Annotated in this window: 16 protein-coding genes; 10 read left to right on the top strand and 6 right to left on the bottom strand. The window is 63.8% G+C overall.

The genetic code is table 11. The features are described 5' to 3' along the window. The first annotated feature begins 109 nt into the window (after positions 1-109). From BGO64_RS04960 to accA, 8 genes are all read left to right on the top strand, one after another. A complete protein-coding gene (locus tag BGO64_RS04960) occupies positions 110-622 on the top strand; it encodes an OmpH/Skp family outer membrane protein (protein ID WP_029313943.1) in 513 nt (170 codons plus the stop codon). A gap of 3 nt (positions 623-625) precedes the next feature. Further along, positions 626-1,645, top strand: coding sequence for a UDP-3-O-(3-hydroxymyristoyl)glucosamine N-acyltransferase (gene lpxD / locus BGO64_RS04955; protein ID WP_039039449.1), 1,020 nt, complete (start codon positions 626-628; stop codon positions 1,643-1,645). A gap of 24 nt (positions 1,646-1,669) precedes the next feature. Further along, on the top strand, positions 1,670-2,131 hold the full coding sequence (gene fabZ / locus BGO64_RS04950; protein WP_010673414.1) for a 3-hydroxyacyl-ACP dehydratase FabZ: 462 nt from the start codon (positions 1,670-1,672) through the stop codon (positions 2,129-2,131). A gap of 2 nt (positions 2,132-2,133) precedes the next feature. Next, complete coding sequence (lpxA, locus tag BGO64_RS04945) at positions 2,134-2,925, top strand: acyl-ACP--UDP-N-acetylglucosamine O-acyltransferase (protein ID WP_010673415.1); 792 nt, start codon at positions 2,134-2,136, stop codon at positions 2,923-2,925. Continuing rightward, positions 2,918-4,057 (top strand): lipid-A-disaccharide synthase, encoded by a 1,140-nt coding sequence (lpxB, locus tag BGO64_RS04940; protein ID WP_039039432.1) that lies wholly within the window; start codon positions 2,918-2,920, stop codon positions 4,055-4,057. Before lpxA ends, lpxB begins: the two co-directional genes overlap by 8 nt. A gap of 78 nt (positions 4,058-4,135) precedes the next feature. After that, positions 4,136-4,726, top strand: a complete 591-nt coding sequence (gene rnhB / locus BGO64_RS04935; RefSeq protein WP_039039433.1) for a ribonuclease HII — start codon at positions 4,136-4,138, stop codon at positions 4,724-4,726. Between the two features lie 53 nt (positions 4,727-4,779). Then, positions 4,780-8,259: a DNA polymerase III subunit alpha gene (gene dnaE / locus BGO64_RS04930; RefSeq protein ID WP_039039451.1), complete on the top strand. Its 3,480-nt coding sequence runs from the start codon at positions 4,780-4,782 to the stop codon at positions 8,257-8,259. A 16-nt stretch (positions 8,260-8,275) separates the two neighbouring features. Then, positions 8,276-9,226: an acetyl-CoA carboxylase carboxyl transferase subunit alpha gene (accA, locus tag BGO64_RS04925; RefSeq protein WP_010673419.1), complete on the top strand. Its 951-nt coding sequence runs from the start codon at positions 8,276-8,278 to the stop codon at positions 9,224-9,226. An 80-nt stretch (positions 9,227-9,306) separates the two neighbouring features. Here the strand turns inward: accA and BGO64_RS04920 are convergent, their stop codons facing one another. Both BGO64_RS04920 and BGO64_RS04915 read right to left on the bottom strand, forming a co-directional pair. Beyond that, positions 9,307-10,698, bottom strand: a complete 1,392-nt coding sequence (locus BGO64_RS04920; protein WP_286700272.1) for an MATE family efflux transporter — start codon at positions 10,696-10,698, stop codon at positions 9,307-9,309. Positions 10,699-10,804: 106 nt separating this feature from the next. Then, a complete protein-coding gene (locus BGO64_RS04915) occupies positions 10,805-11,710 on the bottom strand; it encodes a LysR family transcriptional regulator (protein ID WP_286700285.1) in 906 nt (301 codons plus the stop codon). Between the two features lie 495 nt (positions 11,711-12,205). Here BGO64_RS04915 and BGO64_RS04910 point away from each other — a divergent pair, with 495 nt between their 5' ends. Next, on the top strand, positions 12,206-13,498 hold the full coding sequence (locus BGO64_RS04910) for an HAAAP family serine/threonine permease (protein WP_049636279.1): 1,293 nt from the start codon (positions 12,206-12,208) through the stop codon (positions 13,496-13,498). A gap of 125 nt (positions 13,499-13,623) precedes the next feature. Then, a complete protein-coding gene (yjeH, locus tag BGO64_RS04905) occupies positions 13,624-14,904 on the top strand; it encodes an L-methionine/branched-chain amino acid transporter (protein ID WP_143237914.1) in 1,281 nt (426 codons plus the stop codon). 43 nt (positions 14,905-14,947) lie between these two features. On the opposite strand, the gene BGO64_RS04900 is transcribed toward yjeH, so the two are convergent. From BGO64_RS04900 to BGO64_RS04885, 4 genes are all read right to left on the bottom strand, one after another. Then, the gene (locus BGO64_RS04900; RefSeq protein ID WP_113069825.1) at positions 14,948-15,484 is read right to left on the bottom strand and encodes a GNAT family N-acetyltransferase; all 537 of its coding nucleotides are present in this window, start codon (positions 15,482-15,484) and stop codon (positions 14,948-14,950) included. 72 nt (positions 15,485-15,556) lie between these two features. Further along, entirely contained in the window at positions 15,557-17,284 is a 1,728-nt protein-coding gene (locus BGO64_RS04895) for an ABC-F family ATP-binding cassette domain-containing protein (RefSeq protein ID WP_286700271.1), read from the bottom strand. A 351-nt stretch (positions 17,285-17,635) separates the two neighbouring features. Beyond that, complete coding sequence (locus BGO64_RS04890; RefSeq protein WP_286700270.1) at positions 17,636-18,073, bottom strand: PliI family lysozyme inhibitor of I-type lysozyme; 438 nt, start codon at positions 18,071-18,073, stop codon at positions 17,636-17,638. 112 nt (positions 18,074-18,185) lie between these two features. After that, positions 18,186-20,216 (bottom strand): M13 family metallopeptidase, encoded by a 2,031-nt coding sequence (locus tag BGO64_RS04885; RefSeq protein ID WP_286700269.1) that lies wholly within the window; start codon positions 20,214-20,216, stop codon positions 18,186-18,188. Positions 20,217-20,292: the final 76 nt, after the last annotated feature.

Genomic DNA, 20,292 nt, shown 5'->3' with positions numbered 1-20,292 from the left:
TGATGGGTCGCGCGTTTGCGTGCCTCACCAGGTAACAAGACGATCTCGTGGATCGCTTGCACAATCAGGTAAATCAGGTAGCCCTCGACCGAGGGACCAAGGAGTAAGTGTGAATAAAGCGTTGAAAGTAGCTGGTTTGAGCTTTGCACTGATGGCTGCCGGCATGGGTTCTGCCTTCGCTGAGACCAAGATTGCCGTGGTCGACATGGGCGAAGTCTTCCAAAAGCTGCCCCAGCGTGAAGCCGTTGCCAAGAAGCTGAAGGGCGAGTTCGAGCCGCGCATGCGTGAACTGCAGAAGCTGGAGTCCGACGGTCAGGCACTGGTCGAGAAGTTCAAGAAGGACGAAGCCTTCATGAGCGCCGAGCAGAAAAAGCAGAGCCAGGAGAAGCTGGCCAAGCTGCAGATGGAATTCAACCAGAAGCGTCAGGCGTTTGAACAGGACAACGGTCGCCGTCAGTCCGAAGAGCGCAACAAGATCCTGACCAAGGTGCAGGCTGCCATCGACGCCATCGCCAAGAGCAATGGCTACGATCTGGTGCTGGAGCGCAACGCCGCCCCTTATGCAGCCAGCAAGCTGGACATCTCCGGCCAGGTTATTTCTCAGGTTAGCAAGAGCAACTAATTGATGGCATTCACTCTCGCACAGCTGGCCCAGCAACTGGGGGCCGAGGTCCATGGGGATGGGACCCGGGAAATTCGCAAGGTCGCGACACTGGAAAAAGCCGGGGAGGGGGAGATAGCCTTCCTGTCCAACAAGAAGTACCGGCATTTTCTGGAGCAGAGCAAGGCCACTGCCGTGCTCATCACCGAGGCAGACCTGCCGTTTTGCCCCACCAACGCCCTGGTGCTCAAGGACCCCTACGTGGGCTTTGCACGGGTTGCCCAACTGCTGGACACCACCCCGCAGCCGGCCATGGATATCCATCCGAGCGCCGTCATCGCGGCGGACGTGCAACTGGGCGAGAGAGTGGCCATCGGTGCCAATGCGGTGATCGAATCCGGCGTCGTGCTGGGTGACGATGTGCGCATCGGCCCGGGCTGTTTCGTTGGCAAGGATACCCGACTGGGAGCGCGCTCCCGGTTGTGGGCCAACGTCACCCTCTATCACAACGTGACCCTGGGCACGGACTGTCTGGTACAGGCCGGCACCGTGATCGGGGCGGACGGTTTCGGTTATGCCAACGAGCGCGGCGAGTGGATCAAGATCCCCCAGCTCGGTGGCGTGACCATCGGCAACCGGGTCGAGATCGGTGCCTGCACCACCATCGACCGCGGTGCGCTGGAAGATACCCGCATCGCTGACAACGTCATCATCGACAACCAGTGCCAGATCGCCCACAACGTCGAGATCGGCTACGGCACTGCCGTGGCGGGCTCCACCGTGATGGCCGGTAGTCTCAAGGTCGGCAAATACTGTATCATTGGTGGTGCTTCCGTCTTTAACGGGCACATGGAGATCTGCGACCAGGCCACCGTCACCGGCATGGCCATGGTGATGCGTCCCATCACCGAGCCCGGTATCTACTCTTCCGGCATCCCCCTGCAAACCAATAAAGAGTGGCGCAAGACCGCCGCCCGGGTGATGCGTATCGAAGAGATGCACAAGCGGTTGAGCAAGCTTGAGAAAAAGCTGGATCAAGAATAATCACGATTGGTATAGGGTACTGTTTTGACTACTGAAAAGAAGAGCCTGGGCATCCAGGAAATCATGGATCTGCTGCCCCACCGTTATCCGTTCCTGATGGTGGACAAGGTGGAAAACTACGAGATCAGCGATGAGCGCAAGACCCTGCGCGCCATCAAGAACGTCTCGTTCAACGAGCCGATCTTCCAGGGCCACTTCCCGGCCAAGCCGGTCTTCCCCGGCGTGCTGATCCTGGAAGCCATGGCCCAGGCCACCGGTATCCTGGCCTTCACCATGGTGGGCAAGCCGTCCCCCAACGAGCTCTATTACTTTGCCTCCATCGACAATGCCCGCTTCAAGCGCCCGGTGGGTCCCGGCGATCAGCTGGTGCTGGATGTGGAGTTCCTGAAGGAGCGTCGCGGCATCGCCAAGTTCACCGGTGTCGCCACCGTCGACGGTGAAGTGGTCTGTACTGCCGAACTGATGTGCGCCAAGCGCGAGGTATAACCGTGATCGATCAGACTGCCATCATCCACGACACCGCCATCGTCCATGAGTCTGCCGTCATCGGCAAAGGGGTTGAAATCGGCCCCTTCACCGTCATCGGCGCCGAGGTGGAAATCGGTGACAACACCTGGGTGAGCTCCCACGTGGTGATCAAGGGCCCGACCAAGATCGGTCGCGGCAACAAGATCTTCCAGCACACCTCCATCGGTGAGGATTGCCAGGACAAGAAGTACGCCGGCGAGCGCACCTTCCTCGAGATCGGCGACAACAACGTGTTTCGCGAGAACTGCACCGTGCACCGCGGCACCACCCAGGACCAGAGCCTGACCAAGGTGGGTAGCGGCAACCTGTTCATGGTCAACGTTCACGTGGCCCACGACTGCATCATCGGTGACAACTGCATCTTCGCCAACAACGCCACCCTGGCGGGCCATGTGCACATCGGTGACTTCGTGATCTTCGGCGGTCTGTCTGCCATTCACCAGTTCGGCCGCGTCGGCTCCCACGCCTTCGTCGGCGGCTGCGCTGCCCTGAACAAGGACGTGCCGCCCTACGTGATGGCCGCCGGCAACTACGCCAAGCCGTTCGGGGTCAACTCCGAAGGCCTGCGTCGTCGTGGCTTCAGCGCCGAGGCGATCTCCGCCGTCAAGCGCGCCTACAAGGAGATCTTCCGCTCCGGCAAGACCATTGAAGAGGTGTTGCCCGTGCTGAGCGAGATGGCCCAGAGCGAACCGGCCATCCAGCTCTATGTGGATTTCCTCAAGGACAACGAGCGCGGGATCATTCGTGCCTGATCCCATTCGCATCGGCATCGTTGCCGGAGAGACCTCCGGCGACATTCTGGCCGCAGGGCTGGTGCGCGAACTGCAAGCCCGCTACCCGGATGCGCAGTTCGAAGGGATCGCCGGGCCGCGGATGCAGGCTCTCGGCGTGAAGGCGCTGTTCGAGATGGAGGAGCTCTCCGTCATGGGCATCACCGAGGTGCTGGGCCGTCTGCCCCGCATCCTCCAGGTGCGCCGCGAACTGCTGCGCCACTTCATCGCCAATCCCCCCGACATCTTCGTCGGTGTGGATGCACCGGATTTCAATATCGGGGTGGAGCTGAAACTGCGCCGCGCCGGTATCAAGACGGTCCACTATGTCAGCCCCTCCGTCTGGGCCTGGCGTCAGGGCCGCATTCACAAGATCAAGGCGGCCACCGACATGGTGCTCGCCTTCCTGCCGTTCGAGAAAGCCTTCTACGACCGTTTCGATGCCCCCTGTCGCTTCGTCGGCCACACCATGGCGGACGACATCCCGCTGGTGCCGGATCAAGGGGCGGTGCGCGAGGCCCTCGGCATCGATCCCGCCCGTCGCTGGCTGGCGGTACTGCCGGGGAGTCGCACGGCGGAAGTGGGCTTCATGGCGCCGGTCTTTCTCGAGGCGTGCAAGCACCTGACGGTGCACAACCCGGATCTCGGTTTCATCGTGCCTCTGGTCAACCAGAAACGGCGCGAGCAGTTCCTCGCCATCAAGGCCGAGGTGGCCCCGGAGCTCGACATGGTGCTGCTGGACGGCCAGGGCCGCGAGGCCATGATTGCCGCCGATGTGGTGATGCTCGCCTCCGGCACCGCGGCCCTCGAGGCCATGCTGGTGAAAAAGCCCATGGTGGTGGGTTACAAGCTCAAACCCTTCAGCTACTTGCTGGCCCAGTGGCTGGTGAAGACGGACTATGTCTCCCTGCCGAACCTGCTGGCGGACAAGATGCTGGTGCCCGAGCTCATCCAGCACGAGTGCACCCCGGCCAACCTGGTGGAAGAGGTGAGCAAGCTGCTGGACCATGACAACAGCGAGCTCATCGCCACCTTCACCCGGTTGCACGAGAAGATCCGCTGCAATGCGGATGTGCAGGCAGCGGAAGCGGTTGCCGCGCTGCTGGAACGCTAGTGGGCTCTGCCTGTGTGTCAGGCGTGATGTTGTGCTGATACTGGCCCTGCGGGGCCGGTTTTGATTCAAGGCTATGAGATGACGATCGATATTCCCGAAGACAAGCTGATTGCCGGGGTGGACGAAGTGGGTCGCGGCCCCCTGGTGGGTGATGTGGTCACCGCCGCGGTGATCCTGGATCCTGCCAATCCCATCCTTGGCCTCGCCGATTCCAAGAAGCTCTCCGAGAAGAAGCGGCTCGCCCTGTTTGGCGAGATCAAAGAGAAGGCGCTGGCCTATGCCATCGGCCGCGCCAGCCCGGCGGAAATCGACGAGCTCAACATCCTGCACGCCACCATGCTGGCGATGCAGCGCGCCGTGGCGGGGCTCAAGGTGACGCCCGAGCTGGTCTTCATCGACGGCAACCGCTGCCCCAGATTGCCGATGGAGGCCCGCGCCGTGGTCAAGGGTGACAGCCTGGTGGCCGCCATCAGCGCCGCCTCCATCCTCGCCAAGGTGACCCGGGACGCCGAGATGACCGAGCTGGACAGCCGCCATCCCGAGTACGGTTTCGCCCGCCACAAGGGCTACCCGACGGCGGAGCACCTCGCCATTCTGGCCGAACGGGGCCCGCTGCCCGAATACCGTCAGAGCTTCAAGCCGGTGCGCCGCGCCCTGGGGATCGAATAACCGATGCCGATCTGTCTGAACGATTTCTGCTTGCGCAATGAGAGGGCGTGACCATGGCTGATCCCCGTTTCATCCACCTGAGGGTGCACTCCGACTTCTCCATGGTCGACGGCCTGCAGAAGATCGGTCCCATCGTCTCCGCAGCCGCCGCCAACAACATGCCGGCCCTGGCCCTGACGGACCAGATGAACATGTGCGGCCTGGTGCGCTTCTACGGCTCTGCCCACGGCAAGGGGATCAAGCCCCTGGTCGGGGCGGATTTCTGGGTGCAGAGCGACGAGCTTGGGGACGAGCAGTTTCGCCTCACCCTGCTCGCCATGGACAACGACGGCTACCAGAACATCACCCTGCTCATCTCCCGCGGCTATCAGCGCGGTCATGTGCAGGGGCGCCCCGTCATCGACAAGGCCTGGCTTGGCGAACATGCCAAGGGGGTGATCGTCCTCTCCGGCGGGCGCGAGGGGGATGTGGGCAAGTTCCTGCTCAAGGGCAACCGCCAGATGGTGGAGCATTGCCTCGCCTTCTACCAGACCCACTTCCCGGATGCCTACTACCTGGAGCTGCTGCGTACCGGCCGCCCGGACGAGGAGGTCTACCTCCACATGGCGGTGGCCATTGCCACCGAGTTCGAACTGCCGGTAGTGGCCACCAACGAGGTGGTGTTCCTCACCGCCGATGACTTCGATGCCCACGAGATCCGGGTCGCCATCCACGACGGCTACACCCTGATGGACAAGCGCCGACCGCGCCGCTACAGCCCCCAGCAGTATCTGCGCAGTCAGGAGGAGATGGCGGAGCTGTTTGCCGACATCCCGGAAGCCCTGGAAAATACGGTGGAGATCGCCAAGCGCTGCAACGTGACGGTGCGCCTTGGCGAGTATTTCCTGCCCAATTTTCCCACCGGCGACATGACCACCGAGGACTTCCTGGTCATGAAGTCGAAGGAAGGGCTGGAGGAGCGGCTGGAGTTCCTGTTCCCGGATCCGGCGGTGCGGGCCGAGCGTCGTCCCGAGTATGACGAGCGTCTCGACATCGAGCTCAAAGTGATCAACCAGATGGGCTTCCCGGGTTACTTCCTCATCGTGATGGAGTTTATCCAGTGGTCCAAGGACAACGGCATCCCGGTCGGTCCGGGCCGGGGCTCGGGGGCGGGGTCGCTGGTGGCCTACGCCCTCAAGATCACCGACCTGGATCCGCTGGAATTTGACCTGCTGTTCGAACGTTTCCTGAACCCCGAGCGGGTCTCCATGCCCGACTTCGACGTCGACTTCTGTATGGACCGGCGCGACGAGGTGATCGATCACGTCTCCGAGATGTACGGCCGGGAGGCGGTGTCCCAGATCATCACCTTCGGCAGCATGGCGGCCAAGGCGGTGGTGCGGGACGTCGGCCGTGTGCTGGGCCACGCCTACGGTTTTGTGGATCGCATCTCCAAGCTGATCCCGCCGGATCCGGGCATGACCCTCGCCAAGGCGTTCGAAGCCGAGCCCAAGTTGCCGGAGCTCTACGAGCAGGACGAGGAGGTCAAGGACCTCATCGACATGGCCCGCCGCCTGGAAGGGGTGGTGCGCAACGCCGGCAAGCACGCCGGCGGCGTGGTGATCGCACCTACCAAGATCACCGACTTCGCGCCGCTCTATTGCGACGACGAGGGGCATCACCCGGTCACCCAGTTCGACAAGAACGACGTGGAGTATGCCGGGCTCGTGAAGTTCGACTTCCTGGGTCTGCGCACGCTCACCATCATCGATTGGGCCCTTGGCATGATAAACCCCCGTCTTGCCAAAGAGGGCAAGCCGCCGGTGGACATCGCCGCCATCCCCATCGACGACAAGAAGTCGTTCGCCCTCTTGCAGCGTTTCGAGACCACGGCGGTGTTCCAGCTCGAATCCCGCGGCATGAAGGACCTCATCAAGCGGCTGCAGCCCGACTGCTTCGAAGACATGATCGCGCTGGTGGCCCTGTTCCGCCCGGGCCCGCTCCAGTCGGGCATGGTGGACAACTTCATCGAGCGCAAGCACGGCAAGGAGGCCATCTCCTACCCGGACGAGAAGTGGCAGCACGAAAGCCTCAAACCCATACTCGAGCCCACCTACGGCATCATCCTCTACCAGGAGCAGGTGATGCAGATCGCCCAGACCCTGGCGGGGTATACCCTGGGTGGCGCGGACATGCTGCGTCGGGCCATGGGCAAGAAAAAACCCGAAGAGATGGCCAAGCAGCGGGCGGGCTTCGAGGAGGGGGCGGTCAAGAACGGCGTCGACGGCGAACTGGCGATGAAGATCTTCGATCTGGTGGAGAAGTTTGCGGGCTACGGCTTCAACAAGTCCCACTCCGCTGCCTATGCGCTGGTCTCCTACCAGACCCTCTGGCTCAAGACCCACTTCCCGGCGGAGTTCATGGCGGCGGTGATGACCGCCGACATGGACAACACCGACAAGATAGTGACCCTGGTGGACGAGTGTCAGCGCATGGGGCTGACCGTGATCCCGCCGGACGTCAACACCGGTCGCTACCGCTTCAGCGTCAACGAGGACGGCCACATCGTCTACGGTATCGGCGCGGTGAAGGGGGTAGGGGAAGGGCCCATCGAGGCGATCCTGGACGCGCGGGATCGGGACGGTCCGTTTCGCGACCTGTTCGACTTCTGCAACCGGGTCGACATCAAGAAGCTCAACAAGCGGGTGATGGAGAAGCTCATCCTCTCCGGCGCCATGGACAGGCTCGGCCCCCACCGCGCCGCCCTGATGGCGACCCTGGAGGAGGCGATGCGCGCCGCCGAGCAGCACGCCAAGGCCCAGGCGGTGGGGCAGGTCGACATGTTCGGCGTGCTCACGGAGGAGATCGACGACGTCAAGAAGGCGTTCGCCAACGTGCCGCACTGGCCCGACAAGGTGTGGCTGGAAGGGGAGCGGGAGACCCTCGGGCTCTACCTCACCGGTCACCCCATCAACCAGTACAGCAGCGAGCTGCGGCGCTACACCTCGGGCCGACTGTGCGATCTGCATCCCACCTCCCGGGATACGGTGACCACGGCGGCGGGGTTGGTGATCGCGGCGCGCAGCATGGTGACCAAGCGCGGCAACAAGATGGGGATCTTCACCCTGGACGACAGATCCGGCCGTCTGGATGTGACCCTTTTCAGTGAAGCGCTGGAAAAATACGAAGAATTGATGCAAAAAGACCGTATTTTAGTGGTTTCTGGACAGGTCAGCTTTGATGACTTCTCCGGTGGCCTTAAAATGTCGGCCCGCGAGTTGCTGGATATCAACGATGCGAGGGAGCGTTTTGCCAGGGCAATCCGCATCTCCCTCGATGAACAACGCATTGACGAGCGCTTTTTCCCGCGTTTGTGCGAGATTTTGGAGCCCGCCCGTGCCGGAGTCTGTCCGGTTCAGGTAAACTATCGTCGCCCCGGTTCCCGGGTGCGATTGACGCTCGGTACCGAGTGGCGGGTGACGCCCACCGATCAACTGATAGATGACTTGCGAGTCCTGCTTGGACGAGAGCGGGTTGAATTGGTTTTTGATTAGAGGATCTATTGTCCCTATGAGTCTTTTTCTGGATTTTGAACAGCCGATCGCCGAGTTGCAGGCACAGATCGATGAACTGCGCCATGTGAGCGAGCACAACAGTGCCGTGGATCTCAGCGAAGACATTCGCCGGCTGGAGAAGAAAAACGAAGAGCTGACCAAGAAGATCTTCGGCGATCTGGGTGCCTGGCAGGTATCCCAGATGGCACGTCATCCCCAGCGCCCCTACACCCTCGACTACATCGAGCAGATCTTCACCGATTTCGACGAGCTGGCCGGAGATCGCGCCTATGCCGATGACAAGGCCATTGTCGGCGGCATCGCCCGTCTCGACGGCGAGCCCGTGATGATCATCGGTCACCAGAAGGGTCGCGAGACCAAGGAGAAGATCAAGCGAAACTTCGGCATGCCGCGCCCGGAAGGGTACCGCAAGGCCCTGCGCCTGATGGAGATGGCCGAGCGCTTCAAGATGCCGATCATCACCTTCATCGACACCCCGGGTGCCTACCCCGGCGTGGGTGCCGAGGAGCGTGGCCAGTCCGAAGCCATCGCCCGCAACCTGAAAGTCATGGCCGGCCTGACCGTGCCGGTGGTCTGCACCGTGATCGGTGAAGGCGGCTCCGGCGGCGCTCTCGCCATCGGCGTGGGTGATCGGGTCAACATGCTGCAGTACTCCACCTACTCCGTCATCTCCCCGGAAGGGTGCGCCTCCATCCTCTGGAAGAGCGCCGAGAAGGCCTCGGTGGCGGCGGATGCCATGGGTATCACCGCCCAGCGCCTGAAGGAGCTGAAGCTCATCGACAACATCGTCGAGGAGCCCCTCGGCGGTGCCCACCGCGACGTGGAGAAGATGGCCAAGCACCTGAAAGCGCGCATCAAGCAGGATCTGGATGCCCTGCGCCCCCTCGACAGCGAGCAACTGCTGGAGCAGCGCTACCAGCGTCTGCTGGGTTACGGCTACTGCTGATCTGCCGCTTCCAATAAAAAGTCCCCGCATGCGGGGACTTTTTTATGGGCGACGTTTGTGGGGGGACGCCGGGGCGGGCCTCAGGGGGCGGTCAGCGCCCGTTGCATACGGACGGAAGTACGCCCTCCGGCAGGGCTCAGGGCCCGCCACTCACGCCACAGCAGCCAGCACAGGGGGGGCGTCAGCAGCAGCACGGTGGCGGGCTGTGCCATCAAGACTCCGTCGCGCCCCCACCAGAGGGGCAGCAGGAAGATGAGGGGCAGCAGCAGCACCGTCTTGGCCACGGAGATGACGAGGGCCTGGCGGGTGCGGGCCATGGCCTGCAACAGCACGATGCCGAACATGACGATCCCCTCCAGGGGCAGGGCAGCGAGGTTGAGGGTCAGGCTGCTGATGGCGGCGGCGAGCAGCTCTGCATCCTGATCCCCGGTGTAGAGCATGGCGACCGGCTGCGGCAGCAGCTGGACAATCAGCCAGACCCCCAGGCCATAGACCAGGGTGATCTTGAGCCCCATCGCCATCAGGAACTGGAGGTCGCGATGGCGCCCGGCCCCGGCTGCCTGGCTCACCAGGGGCTGGATGCCAAACGCCAGTCCCTGCAGGATGACGATGAAGACCGCCTCCGTGTACCCCGCCACGGTGAAGCCCGCCAGATCCTTGACCGTGCCGTGCACCATCAGCTGGCTGTTGTGCAGCAGCAACAGCAGCCCCAGATTGAACTGGGCGATGAGGCTCGGCAGCCCGGTGAAGAGCAGGCCGGGCATGGCCGGGAAGCGTGGCACCAGCTGGCGCCAGGTCAGCCGCAACCGGGCGTGGCGGGTGAAGAAGTACCCCAGGCCGAGCAGGCTGACCATGGCCTCCGAGAGGAGGGTGGCCTGGGCCGTGCCGGTGAGGCCGAGCCCGAGCCGGCCCACCATGATGTAGTTGAGCAGGATGTTGAGGAGGGCGCCGCCGCTCACCAGTACCATGGCGAGGCGAGGGCGGCCGTCGTTGCGAAGCAGGTAGGGCACCGCCAGGTTGCTGGCGAGCAGCAGGGTGCCACCGCCAATCCAGGTTAGGTAGTCGCTGGCCTGCTGCCAGGTGTCGGTGCCGGGGGCCATTCCCAGGGCCTGCAGGATATCGGTGTGCCAGTGGTGCAGCAGCAGCGGCGCTACCGTGCCCAGGATCAGCAGCAGCCAGAGGGCGCTGACCAGAGCCTGGCGGGCCAGAGCGAGGTTCCTGGCGCCCTGCTGGAAGGAGATGGCGGTGGCGGCCCCCATGGCGATCATGGCGGCAAGGCCGATGAGCACCATGATGACCGGATAGACCAGGTTGATGCCGGCAAGGCCGGCGGCCCCCACGTAGTGGCCGACGAAGATGCCGTCCACCAGGTAGTAGGCGCCGGAGACCAGCATGGCCATGACGGAGGGGAGGGCATAGCCCCAGAAACGGTGGGCCATGGCCCGTTGACGCAGGCGGAAGTAGGCGGACATATCTGTACTCGGGAAAAGGGCCGGAATCGAGCAGACAGTCTAGTTTCTTATGGTTTAATTGATAATCAGGCTTTCATTTTATGAATTGCTGAATAAAGCTCATCAATCAACGGATCCTGTGATACTCCTTCAGCATGTCGATCAGGGCTCGCAGCCCTTGCCCCAGCTGGTGCCGGCCCGGATAGAAGAGGTTGAACCCGGCAAAGCTGGGGCTCCAGTCATCCAGCACGCTTACCAGCCGCCCCGATGCCAGGGCGTCGAACACCTCCCCTTCATGGCAGTAGGCGAGCCCGAGCCCCGCCTCGGCCGCCCCCAGGTAGAGCGCGGGCGTGCTGGTGGTGAGCGGGCCCGTCACTTCGATCTCCAGCAGTTCCCCCTCGGCGGCAAAGGCCCAGCGATAGTGGTGATGGGGCGTGAGCCGGTAGCCGATGCAGTCGTGCTGGCGCAGATCCGAGGGGTGGCGAGGGGTGCCATGCCGTGCCAGATAGTCGGGGGAGCCCACCACCAGATAGCGCTGCTGCGGGCCCAGGGGAACCGAGATCATCTCCTGGGGCAGCAGGTCGCCGTAGAAGAGGGCGGCGTCGTAGCCATCCTCGATGAGGCGGGGCATCAGCTCCAGCTCCTCCACCTCCACCTGCATGCGCGGGTAGCGCACCAGATAGTCGATGAGTACCGGGGCCAGCACCTCCTGGATGGCGGCTCGGGGGGCACAGAGCCTGAGCCTGCCCACGGGTTCGCCCGCGTGGCGCGTCAGCTCCGCCAGCGCCGCCTCCAGCTGCCCCAGGGTTGGCAGCACCTGGGCCAGCAGCCGTTCGCCCGCTTCGGTCGGCACCACGGCCCGGGTGCTGCGATTGAGCAGCCTGACGGCCAGGCGACTCTCCAGCCCTTTGAGGGCATGACTCAGGGCCGAGGCGGAGACCCCGAGCTCGAGGGCGGCCTTGCTGAAACTGCGGTGACGGGCGACGGCGGCAAACACGGCCAGCTCGGCGAGATCGGTGCGGGAGAGGGTCATGGTCGGTACGCAGAAAAGGGGCGGACACAAAGGGTACGCCATGGGGCGACGGGAGACAATCGGGGGCAACGAGGGGGTTGTGACGAAATTGTTGCGCGTTTCAAGGGTGAGGTGGATCACACCAAAAAGTTTATATGTTAAAAAAAAATCGCAATATGGCGATTCAAGTGTGATCTGAAGCGACGGAAAGGCGATTCCAATCAAACTTTGGTTGATTAATTCAAAAAAACGCTGTGATTAATAGGGCCTTTTAACTAGAGTCATCTCATCGGATGAGGTGAACGTTATCCCGTTGTTAACGAGCGAGCACGATCCCCTCTGTATTACGACTCCCCGCCCGTGTTTGTTGCAATCAGGTTGCCACAGGGAGTGGCGGCCGGATGGCCGGGGCGGAGGAACAAACAGGACGAATAGCTGGAGTTCCAGGGAAAGGAACCGGGCCCAGGCCCACTGACAAGTTAAGATCCCACTTTCCTTGATGACAGGAACACCCCTATGTCTGACATGAACATTGCAGTTGAAGGCAGCTTGAGCAAAGCCTCCTCCCGTGGCATCAACAAGGCCGACGTGGTCTGGATGCTGGGTCTGTACGGTACCGCCATCGGCGCCGGTGTCCTCTTCCTGCCGATCAATGCCGGTGTCGGTGGCCTCTGGCCGCTGGTCGCCATGCTGATCCTGGCCCTGCCGCTGACCTTCTTCGCCCACCGTGGCCTGACCCGCTTCGTGCTGTCCGGCTCCACCCGTGACGGCGACATCACCGAGGTGGTGGAAGAGCACTTCGGCAAGACCGCAGGCAAGTTCATCACCCTGCTCTACTTCTTCGCCATCTATCCCATCCTGCTGATGTACTCCGTGGCCATCACCAACACCGTCGAGAGCCTGATGGTGCACCAGCTGGGCATGACGGCACCTCCCCGTGCCATCCTCTCCCTGGTGCTGATCCTGGGTCTGATGGCGATCGTTCGTCTGGGCGGCCAGGTCATCGTCAAGGCGATGAGCGTGCTGGTCTTCCCGTTCGTGGTCACCCTGATGGGCCTGGCGCTCTACCTGATCCCGCACTGGAACGGTGCCATCATCACCGAAGCCCCTGCGCTGGGTGAGGCCTTCAACGGCGACTTCATCAAGACCCTGTGGCTGGCCATCCCGGTGATGGTGTTCTCCTTCAACCACTCCCCGATCATCTCCTCCTTCGCGGTGGACAACAAAGGCCGCTACGGCGCCAACGCCGAGAAGAAGTGCAGCAACATCCTGCTGGGCGCCCACGTCATGATGGTGATGACGGTGATGTTCTTCGTGTTCAGCTGCGTGCTGAGCCTCTCCCCGGCTGACCTGGCGGCAGCCAAGGAGCAGAACATCTCCATCCTCTCCTACCTGGCCAACCACTTCGACAACCCGGTGATCGCCACCGTGGCACCGCTCATCGCCATGGTTGCCATCAGCAAGTCCTTCCTGGGTCACTACCTGGGTGCGCAAGAGGGCATGAACGGCCTGATGGCCAAGTCCCTGCGCGAGAAGGGCAAGAACGTCGACGTCAAGCAGCTGAACAAGGTGACCGCGGTCTTCATGATCCTGACCACCTGGGCCGTGGCCACCATCAACCCGAGCATCCTCGGCATGATCGAAGATCTGGGCGGCCCCATCATCGCCATGCTGCTCTTCCTGATGCCGATGTACGCCATCGCCAAGGTACCGGCCATGCGCAAATATGCCGGCAACCTCAGCAACGGCTTCGTCACCCTCATCGGCCTCATCGCCATGTCCGGCATCATCTACAAGCTGATTGCCTGATGACAGCGTTCATCCCTGTGAGAAAGCCGCCCCCCGGGGCGGTTTTTTTATGGGCACAAATGCTTAACAAAGCGGTGGTGGCGGCCTAACATGGCGGGATGTTTTTCTAGACGGGACAACAGGATATGTCTGGGTTGAAAAAGGATCTCGGGCTCTGGCAGGGGATGGGGCTGCTCGCCACCTCCCTGCTCGGTACCGGGATCTTCGTGGTACCGGCCACCGCCGCCTCGCTGGCGGGAGGGGCGTCGCTGTGGGCCTGGTTGCTGCTGATTGCCCTGGTGCTGCCCATCGCCTTTACCTTCGCCCGCCTCGGGCGGCGTTATCCCCACGCGGGTGGCGCGCCCCATCTGATTGGCCTCGCCTTTGGCAACGGCGCCGAGCGCTTCTCTGCTTTCCTCTTTCTGGCGGTGCTGCCGGTGGGCCTGCCTGCCGCCCTCACCATCGCCGCCGGTTTCTGGCACGCCCTGTTCGACATGGGGGAGTGGACCCTCTGGGGCATCCAGCTGCTCACCCTGCTCGGGGTCTTTCTGCTGGGGCTGCGGGGGGCGCGCTCCTCCGGCAACCTGCAACTGCTGATCGCCCTGGCCATTCTGGGGCTCACCCTGCTCATCTGGTTCAAGGGGGATCTCAGCTGGCGCGATGCCGCCCAGCCTCTGCCAACGGCGAGCGAGTGGCCCGCCATGGGATCGGCGCTGGCGGTGATGTTCTGGTGTTTCGTGGGGCTCGAGGCCTTCGCCCACATGGGGGAGGAGTTCAAGCGGCCGGAGCGGGACTACCCCCTTGCCCTGCTGGGGGGCGTGCTGCTGGCGGGGCTCATTTACTGGGTGCACTCGCTGGTGGTGCTCAAATATGACCTCTACGGGGACGAGGCGACCAATGCCACCGCCATTCCGGCCCTGCTCTCCCTGCTGTTCGGCCCCACCGCCAAGTGGCTGGTGGCGGTGCTGGGCTATCTCTCCTGCTTCGCCAGCATCAACATCTACCTGCAAGGTTTTGCGCGCCTTATCTGGAGCATGGCGCGGGAGGGCAAACTGCCGGTCTCCCTCTCTCGCCTCTCGGCCCGGGGCGCTCCCCTGCATGCCCTTGCCTGGGTGCTCGCCATCTGTTTCGTCTCCATCACCCTGATCCTCTGGCTGCGTCTGCCCCTCGATGCGCTGATCCGCTACGCCAACGGCAACTTCGTGCTGGTCTATCTGCTCTGCATGGCGGCCGGCTGGCGCTTGCTGTCGGGGACCGGCAAGGGGCTGGCGGGCCTCAGCGTGCTGCTCTGCACCCTGGTGCTGCTGGCCCTCGCCACCCAGGTGCTCTATGCCGTCGTGCTCAGTCTGGGGTATGGCGGCTTCTCCCTGTGGCGGCGCAGACGCCGCCGCTCGGCGTCCGATGAGGGTGTCTGCGCCATCAAGTAACTCCCGAAAAAAAGCCCCGCAGTGCGGGGCTTTTTGTTGCTGGTCACAGGCTGGCGGGCAGGTCGCTGCGCAAGATGGCGTAGTGGCGCAGGGAGATGAAGCCATCCCCCTTGCGCTCGCACTCCCGCGCCGTGCCCTCGTAGTGAAAACCGGCCCGCTCCAGCAGGCGGGCGGAGGGGAGGTTGGGCTCCTCCACCACTGCCAGCAGCCGGTGCAGGTCGGTGGTGCGGTAAGTGAGCGGCAGCCAGAGTTGCAGCGCCGCACTCATCACCCCCTTGCCCCAGTGTTCGGGATAGAGCCAGTAGCCCAGCTCGGCACACCGGTGAGTCGGGTCGGCATCGTTGTAGCCGATGGCCCCCAGCGGTTCGCCCGTGTGCCGGTCGCGAATGAGGTGCCAGGCGCCACGGCCGGTGCGGGTCAGCTCGGCATACCAATCCATCTGTGCCCGGCATGCCGCCAGGCTGTCGTAGCTGACGCCGTAGTAGGCGACGACCCGGGGATCGGAGAGGCCGCGATAGATGTGAGGCAGGTCGGTGTCGGTGACGGGATCCAGCCTGATGTGGGGTGGTGCTGATGTCATGATGACTCCTTGCGGCCAGCCGTGGCTGGCCGCGTGTGTTGCGTAACAAGAGATGGATGATCCGGGCTGGCGTCAGGCAAACCCGAGCCGCTCGGCAAGGCGCGCCAGCTCGTCACGCCACTGCTGCTGCAGGCGCGGGGTCTGGTGCCTGGGCTTGCGGGCCAGATCGGCGGCGAGCAGGGCATCGAGCTCATACCAGCGCGCCAGCAGCGCCTCTTCGTCATCCCCCGTGGCGGCCGCGGTCTGCGGGTCACCTGATCGAGCCGGGCTGCCCGCCTGCGGCAAGGGGGCATCTCCCAGCAGCTCGGCATAGGCCCGCGCGGCACTGTGAGCCTCCTGGATGCGCCCGTCCTTTATCAGCCAGAAGCGGTTGCAACTGCGCTCGATCAGCTCCCGGTCGTGGGAGACCAGCAGCACCCCCCCCGGGAAGGCGGCAATCGCCTCGGCCAGCTCCTCCTTGCCCGCCAGATCCAGGTGGTTGGTGGGTTCGTCGAGCCAGATCATGTGGTGGCTGCCGAGGGACAGGGCGAGAAACAGCAGCCGTGCCCGCTCGCCCCCGCTCAGGGTGTGCACCTGCTGGCCGTGGCGGGCATAGGGGAAGCCCGCCCGGATCAGCGCCTGTCGCCGCGTCACCTCAGGCAGAGGGGCCAGGGGGGACAGCGCGTCGCTCAGGGTGGCGTCGTCAGCGAGCTGCTGCAGGGACTGATCGTAATAGGCGATGCTGGCGCCGGGGTGGCAGTACCAGCCCGCCTGCGGACTCAGGTCAGTCAGTTCGCGCCAGCACTGGCGCAGCAGGGAGGACTTGCCGGTGCCGTTGGCACCGAGCAGGGCAACCCTGCCCCCCGCTCGCAGCCAGAGCCCCTCGGCACGCAGCAGCGGCGGCAGTGCCGGTGCCGGCGATACGTCGAGGGCTTCCAGTCGCAGCAGGGTGTCGGCAGGCAGGCTCACTCCGCGCAGCTCGAGCCGCCAGGGGGCCAGCGCCGCCACCTGGCTCTGCTCCTCCTGCAGGCGGGCGATGCGCTTTTCCATGGACTTGGCCTGGCGCACCAGCTTCTCGTTGTCATGCTCCCGCCCCCAGATGGCGAGGCGCTTGCTGCTGGCGCTCAGGCGGTCTATCTCCTTTTGCTCATCGGCCCGGCGCAGGCGGGCCTGCTCATCCTCGGCAGCCAGTGCCGCCCTGGCCTGGCTGCAGGGCTGGGCGAAGCGGTGCAACTGGCCGTCTCGCAGGATCAGGGTCTGATCCGTGACGCTGTCCAGCAGGCGAGCGTCGTGGGAGACCAGCACGAAGGCGCCGCGCCAGCCCAGCAGAAACTGCTCGAGCCAGAGCAGGGCGGGCAAGTCCAGGTGGTTGCTGGGCTCATCGAGCAGCAGCAGGTTGGGTTGGCGCAGCAGGGCGCGGCCTATCTGCAGCCGGCTGTGCTGGCCACCGCTCAGTGCACTGACCGGCAACGTGGCCTGGGCCTCCAGCTGCAGTTCGGCCAGCAGCTTGTCCACCTGCCATTCGGCGGCGGGGTCATTGCCCAGTGCATCCAGCAGCACGGCGCGGGTGCTGAGGGTGGAAAGCCCGGCGGGCAGTTGCTGGGCCACGAACTCGCAGCGGCAGGCGGCGGCCTGCACGACCCGGCCGGCCTGGGGCGTGCGCTCGCCCGCCAGCAGCGCGAGCAATGTGCTCTTGCCGCAGCCGTTGGCGCCAATCAGGCCGAGCCGGTCGCCCGCGCGAATGCCGAGTTCGAGGTGATCAAATAAGGGAAGGTGCCCCGCACTCATCTGCAGGGAATGGGTACTCATCAGGGTTGTCATGCTCTTGCTCTCTTAAATCGCGGGATAGGAAATCCCTGTCATCAGGAGCGCTGGCGACAACGGCAGAGTCGAGAAAGGTCTCGGTATGGAAGGGAGTCGGCTTTGCTCGAACCCGCTATCGCAGCGCGATGGTATGCAGGCAAGAGCACTTGAATGTGCCGAACAGGCGAGCCGAGAACATCGGACACGCTTGGATAACCATTTTTTACCTCCTTGTGTTTCGTTATGGCAGGGTGCGGCGATTATAGGCACAGAAAAAAACAGTCGTCCATCCGCCCTGTGGGGGGCCGTGGGCACCGCATCGATAGGTGCGGGGTAAAAAACGCCCCGTGATACGGGGCGTGGGGGTTGTCAGTCGCGGGGGGTCTTGAGGGCCTCAATCACATCGTCACTGGGGGCCAGTCCCTCCACGTGGTTGAAGCTCTCCAGCCCCTCCTGGGGATTGATGGTGAGGGCGTCGGCGCTCAGGTAGCTGCCGCTGCCGGCGCTCTCCATCACGACGATGACTTCAGGCTGCTTGTCGCCGTTGAGATCCAGCAACTGGATCTCCTTGATACTGCCATCGCGCGGCAGCACCTTGCCGTCGATGAACTGATCCAGCGGAAACTGGGGGTTGGCACCGGAGTAGAGGCGCACGTCGTAGCTGCCGGTGGAGGCGGGCTCGCCGCGCCCTTCGCTGACGGTCACCACCTGGCCGGAGGGGAGCGTCAGCTGTTTGAAGAAGCCGTCCGCCGCCTGGCTGGCGAGGGGCAGGGTGAGCAGGCCGAGAGTAAGGAATAAGGCTTTCATGGAGAGGACCCTTGTTGCTGCTTGTGTGTCTGTGACGGGCAGGGGACGCTTCCCTGCCACGTCGGAAGCGGGCAGGGGGCCGCTGGTCGGCCGCCCCCTGCCCGGGTTGTCATCACCATATCTTGACCCGTTTGGCCGGGTCCAGATAGAGCTTGTCGCCGGGCTGGATGTTGAACGCCTCGTAGAAGGCGGGGATGTTCGGTACCACGCCGTTGACCCGGTATTCCGGCGGCGAGTGGGGATCCGAGGCGAGCAGCATCTGCATCAGCTCGGGGCGATACATGCCCTTCCACACCTGGGCCCAGCCGAGGAAGAAGCGCTGCTCGCCGGTAAAACCGTCCAGCACCGGGGCCTCCTTGCCATCCAGGGAGAGCAGGTAGGCCTTGTGGGCGATGGTGAGGCCGCCGAGATCGCCGATGTTCTCCCCCAGGGTAAACTGGCCGTTGACGTACTGGCCCTTGATGGGCTCGAAGCGGTTGTACTGGGCCACCAGCCGGCTGGTGCGGAAGCGAAACTCCTTGAGATCCGCCGGCGTCCACCAGTCGCGCATCACGCCGTCACCGTCGGATTTGGCCCCCTGATCATCAAAACCGTGGCCCATCTCGTGGCCGATCACCCCGCCGATGGCGCCGTAGTTGACTGCATCGTCCGCCGTCATGTCGAAGAAGGGGGGTTGCAAGATGGCGGCCGGGAAGACGATCTCGTTGTTGCTCGGGTTGTAGTAGGCGTTCACCGTCTGGGGCGACATGTGCCACTCGTCCCGATCGACCGGCTTGCCGAGGCGAGCCAGGTTGTCGGCGTATTCGAAGGCGCGGGCCCGCTGCAGGTTGCCCACCAGATCGTCGGGGCGAATGGTGATGGCGCTGTAGTCCTTCCACTTGTCCGGGTAGCCGATCTTGGGTCTGAACTTGGCGAGCTTCTCGAGGGCCTGGGTCTTGGTGGCCGGGGACATCCAGTCCAGCTCCTGGATGCTCTGGCCGTAGGCGGTGCGCAGGTTCTCCACCAGCTGCTCCATACGGGCCTTGGCCGCTGGCGGGAAGTAGCGCTCGACATAGAGCTTGCCCACCGCCTCCCCAAGATTGTTGTCCAGCACCCCGAGGGCCCGCTCCCAGGGGGCGCGCTGCTTGGGCGTGCCGCTCAGGGCGGTGCCGAAGAAGGCAAAATTCTGGGCATCGGTCTGGCTGTCGAGGTAGGGGGCGTAATCGGTGATGAGCTGCCACTTGAGGTAGGCCTGCCAGTCAGCGACCGGGGTCTGCTGCATCACCTCGTTCAGGGCCGAGAGGTAGGTGGGCTGGCCGATGACCAGGCTCTGCTGCCCCGCAAGGCCGGCCTGGGCCAGGTAGGTGTCCCAGTCGATGGCGGGGGCGAGGCGCCCCAGCTCGCTCACCGGTCCCTTGTTGTAGTTCTTCTCTCTGTCTCGCAGGGCCACGTTGTCCCACTGGATCTGGGCGAGCCTGGTCTCGAGGGCCAGGATGCGTTTCGCCTTGGCCTGGGCATCCGTCTCACCGAAGCGGGTCAGCATGGCGGCGATATGCTGCTCGTACTTGTGCAGCAGCGCCTGGCTGCTGGGGTCGCGCTTGAGGTAGTAGTCCCGATCCGGCAGGCCGAGGCCGGCCTGGTAGAGGTAGACGGCATAGCTGTCAGGGGCCTTGGCGTCGGCGTCAATCCAGAAACCGAAGGGGGAGCCACCACCGGTGCGGGCGCTCTGGGCGAAGGCGCGGGCGAGATCCTGCGGTGTGCTGATCTGCTCGATCTCGCTCAGCATCGGCAGCAGGGGCGTGGTGCCCTTGGCGTTGCGGGCGGCCTGATCCAGATAGCTCTGGTAGAGGTCGTGGATCTGCTGGGCAGGGGTGCCGGCGGCGGCCTTGCCATCCAGCCCCTCCACCAGCACCCGCACGTCCGCCAGGGATTTGTCCCGCAGCAGGTAGAAGGCGCCGTCGGCGGGCCTGTCATCGGGGATCTTGGCGGTGGCGAGCCAGTGGCCGTTCACGTAGCGGAAGAAGTCGTCACCAGGCTTGACGCTGGTGTCCATGTTGGCCAGCGCAAGGCCGGAGTGTTTGTCCGGTTGGCTCGGTGCCTGACTGCAACCGGCCAGCAGGGCCAGCCCGACGAGGGTGGCCAGGATGTGTTTCTTGTTGTTCATTATGGTTTTATTCCAATTCGGGTTATATGGCTTCCTTGCCCACGCAGGGAGCGATTCACTCTAGCAGCCGGGTTAG

The organism is Aeromonas sp. 62-46, assembly GCF_001898585.1.
GTDB classification, from domain to species: domain Bacteria; phylum Pseudomonadota; class Gammaproteobacteria; order Enterobacterales; family Aeromonadaceae; genus Aeromonas; species Aeromonas caviae.
This window is presented reverse-complemented; position numbering and strand designations above follow the sequence as displayed.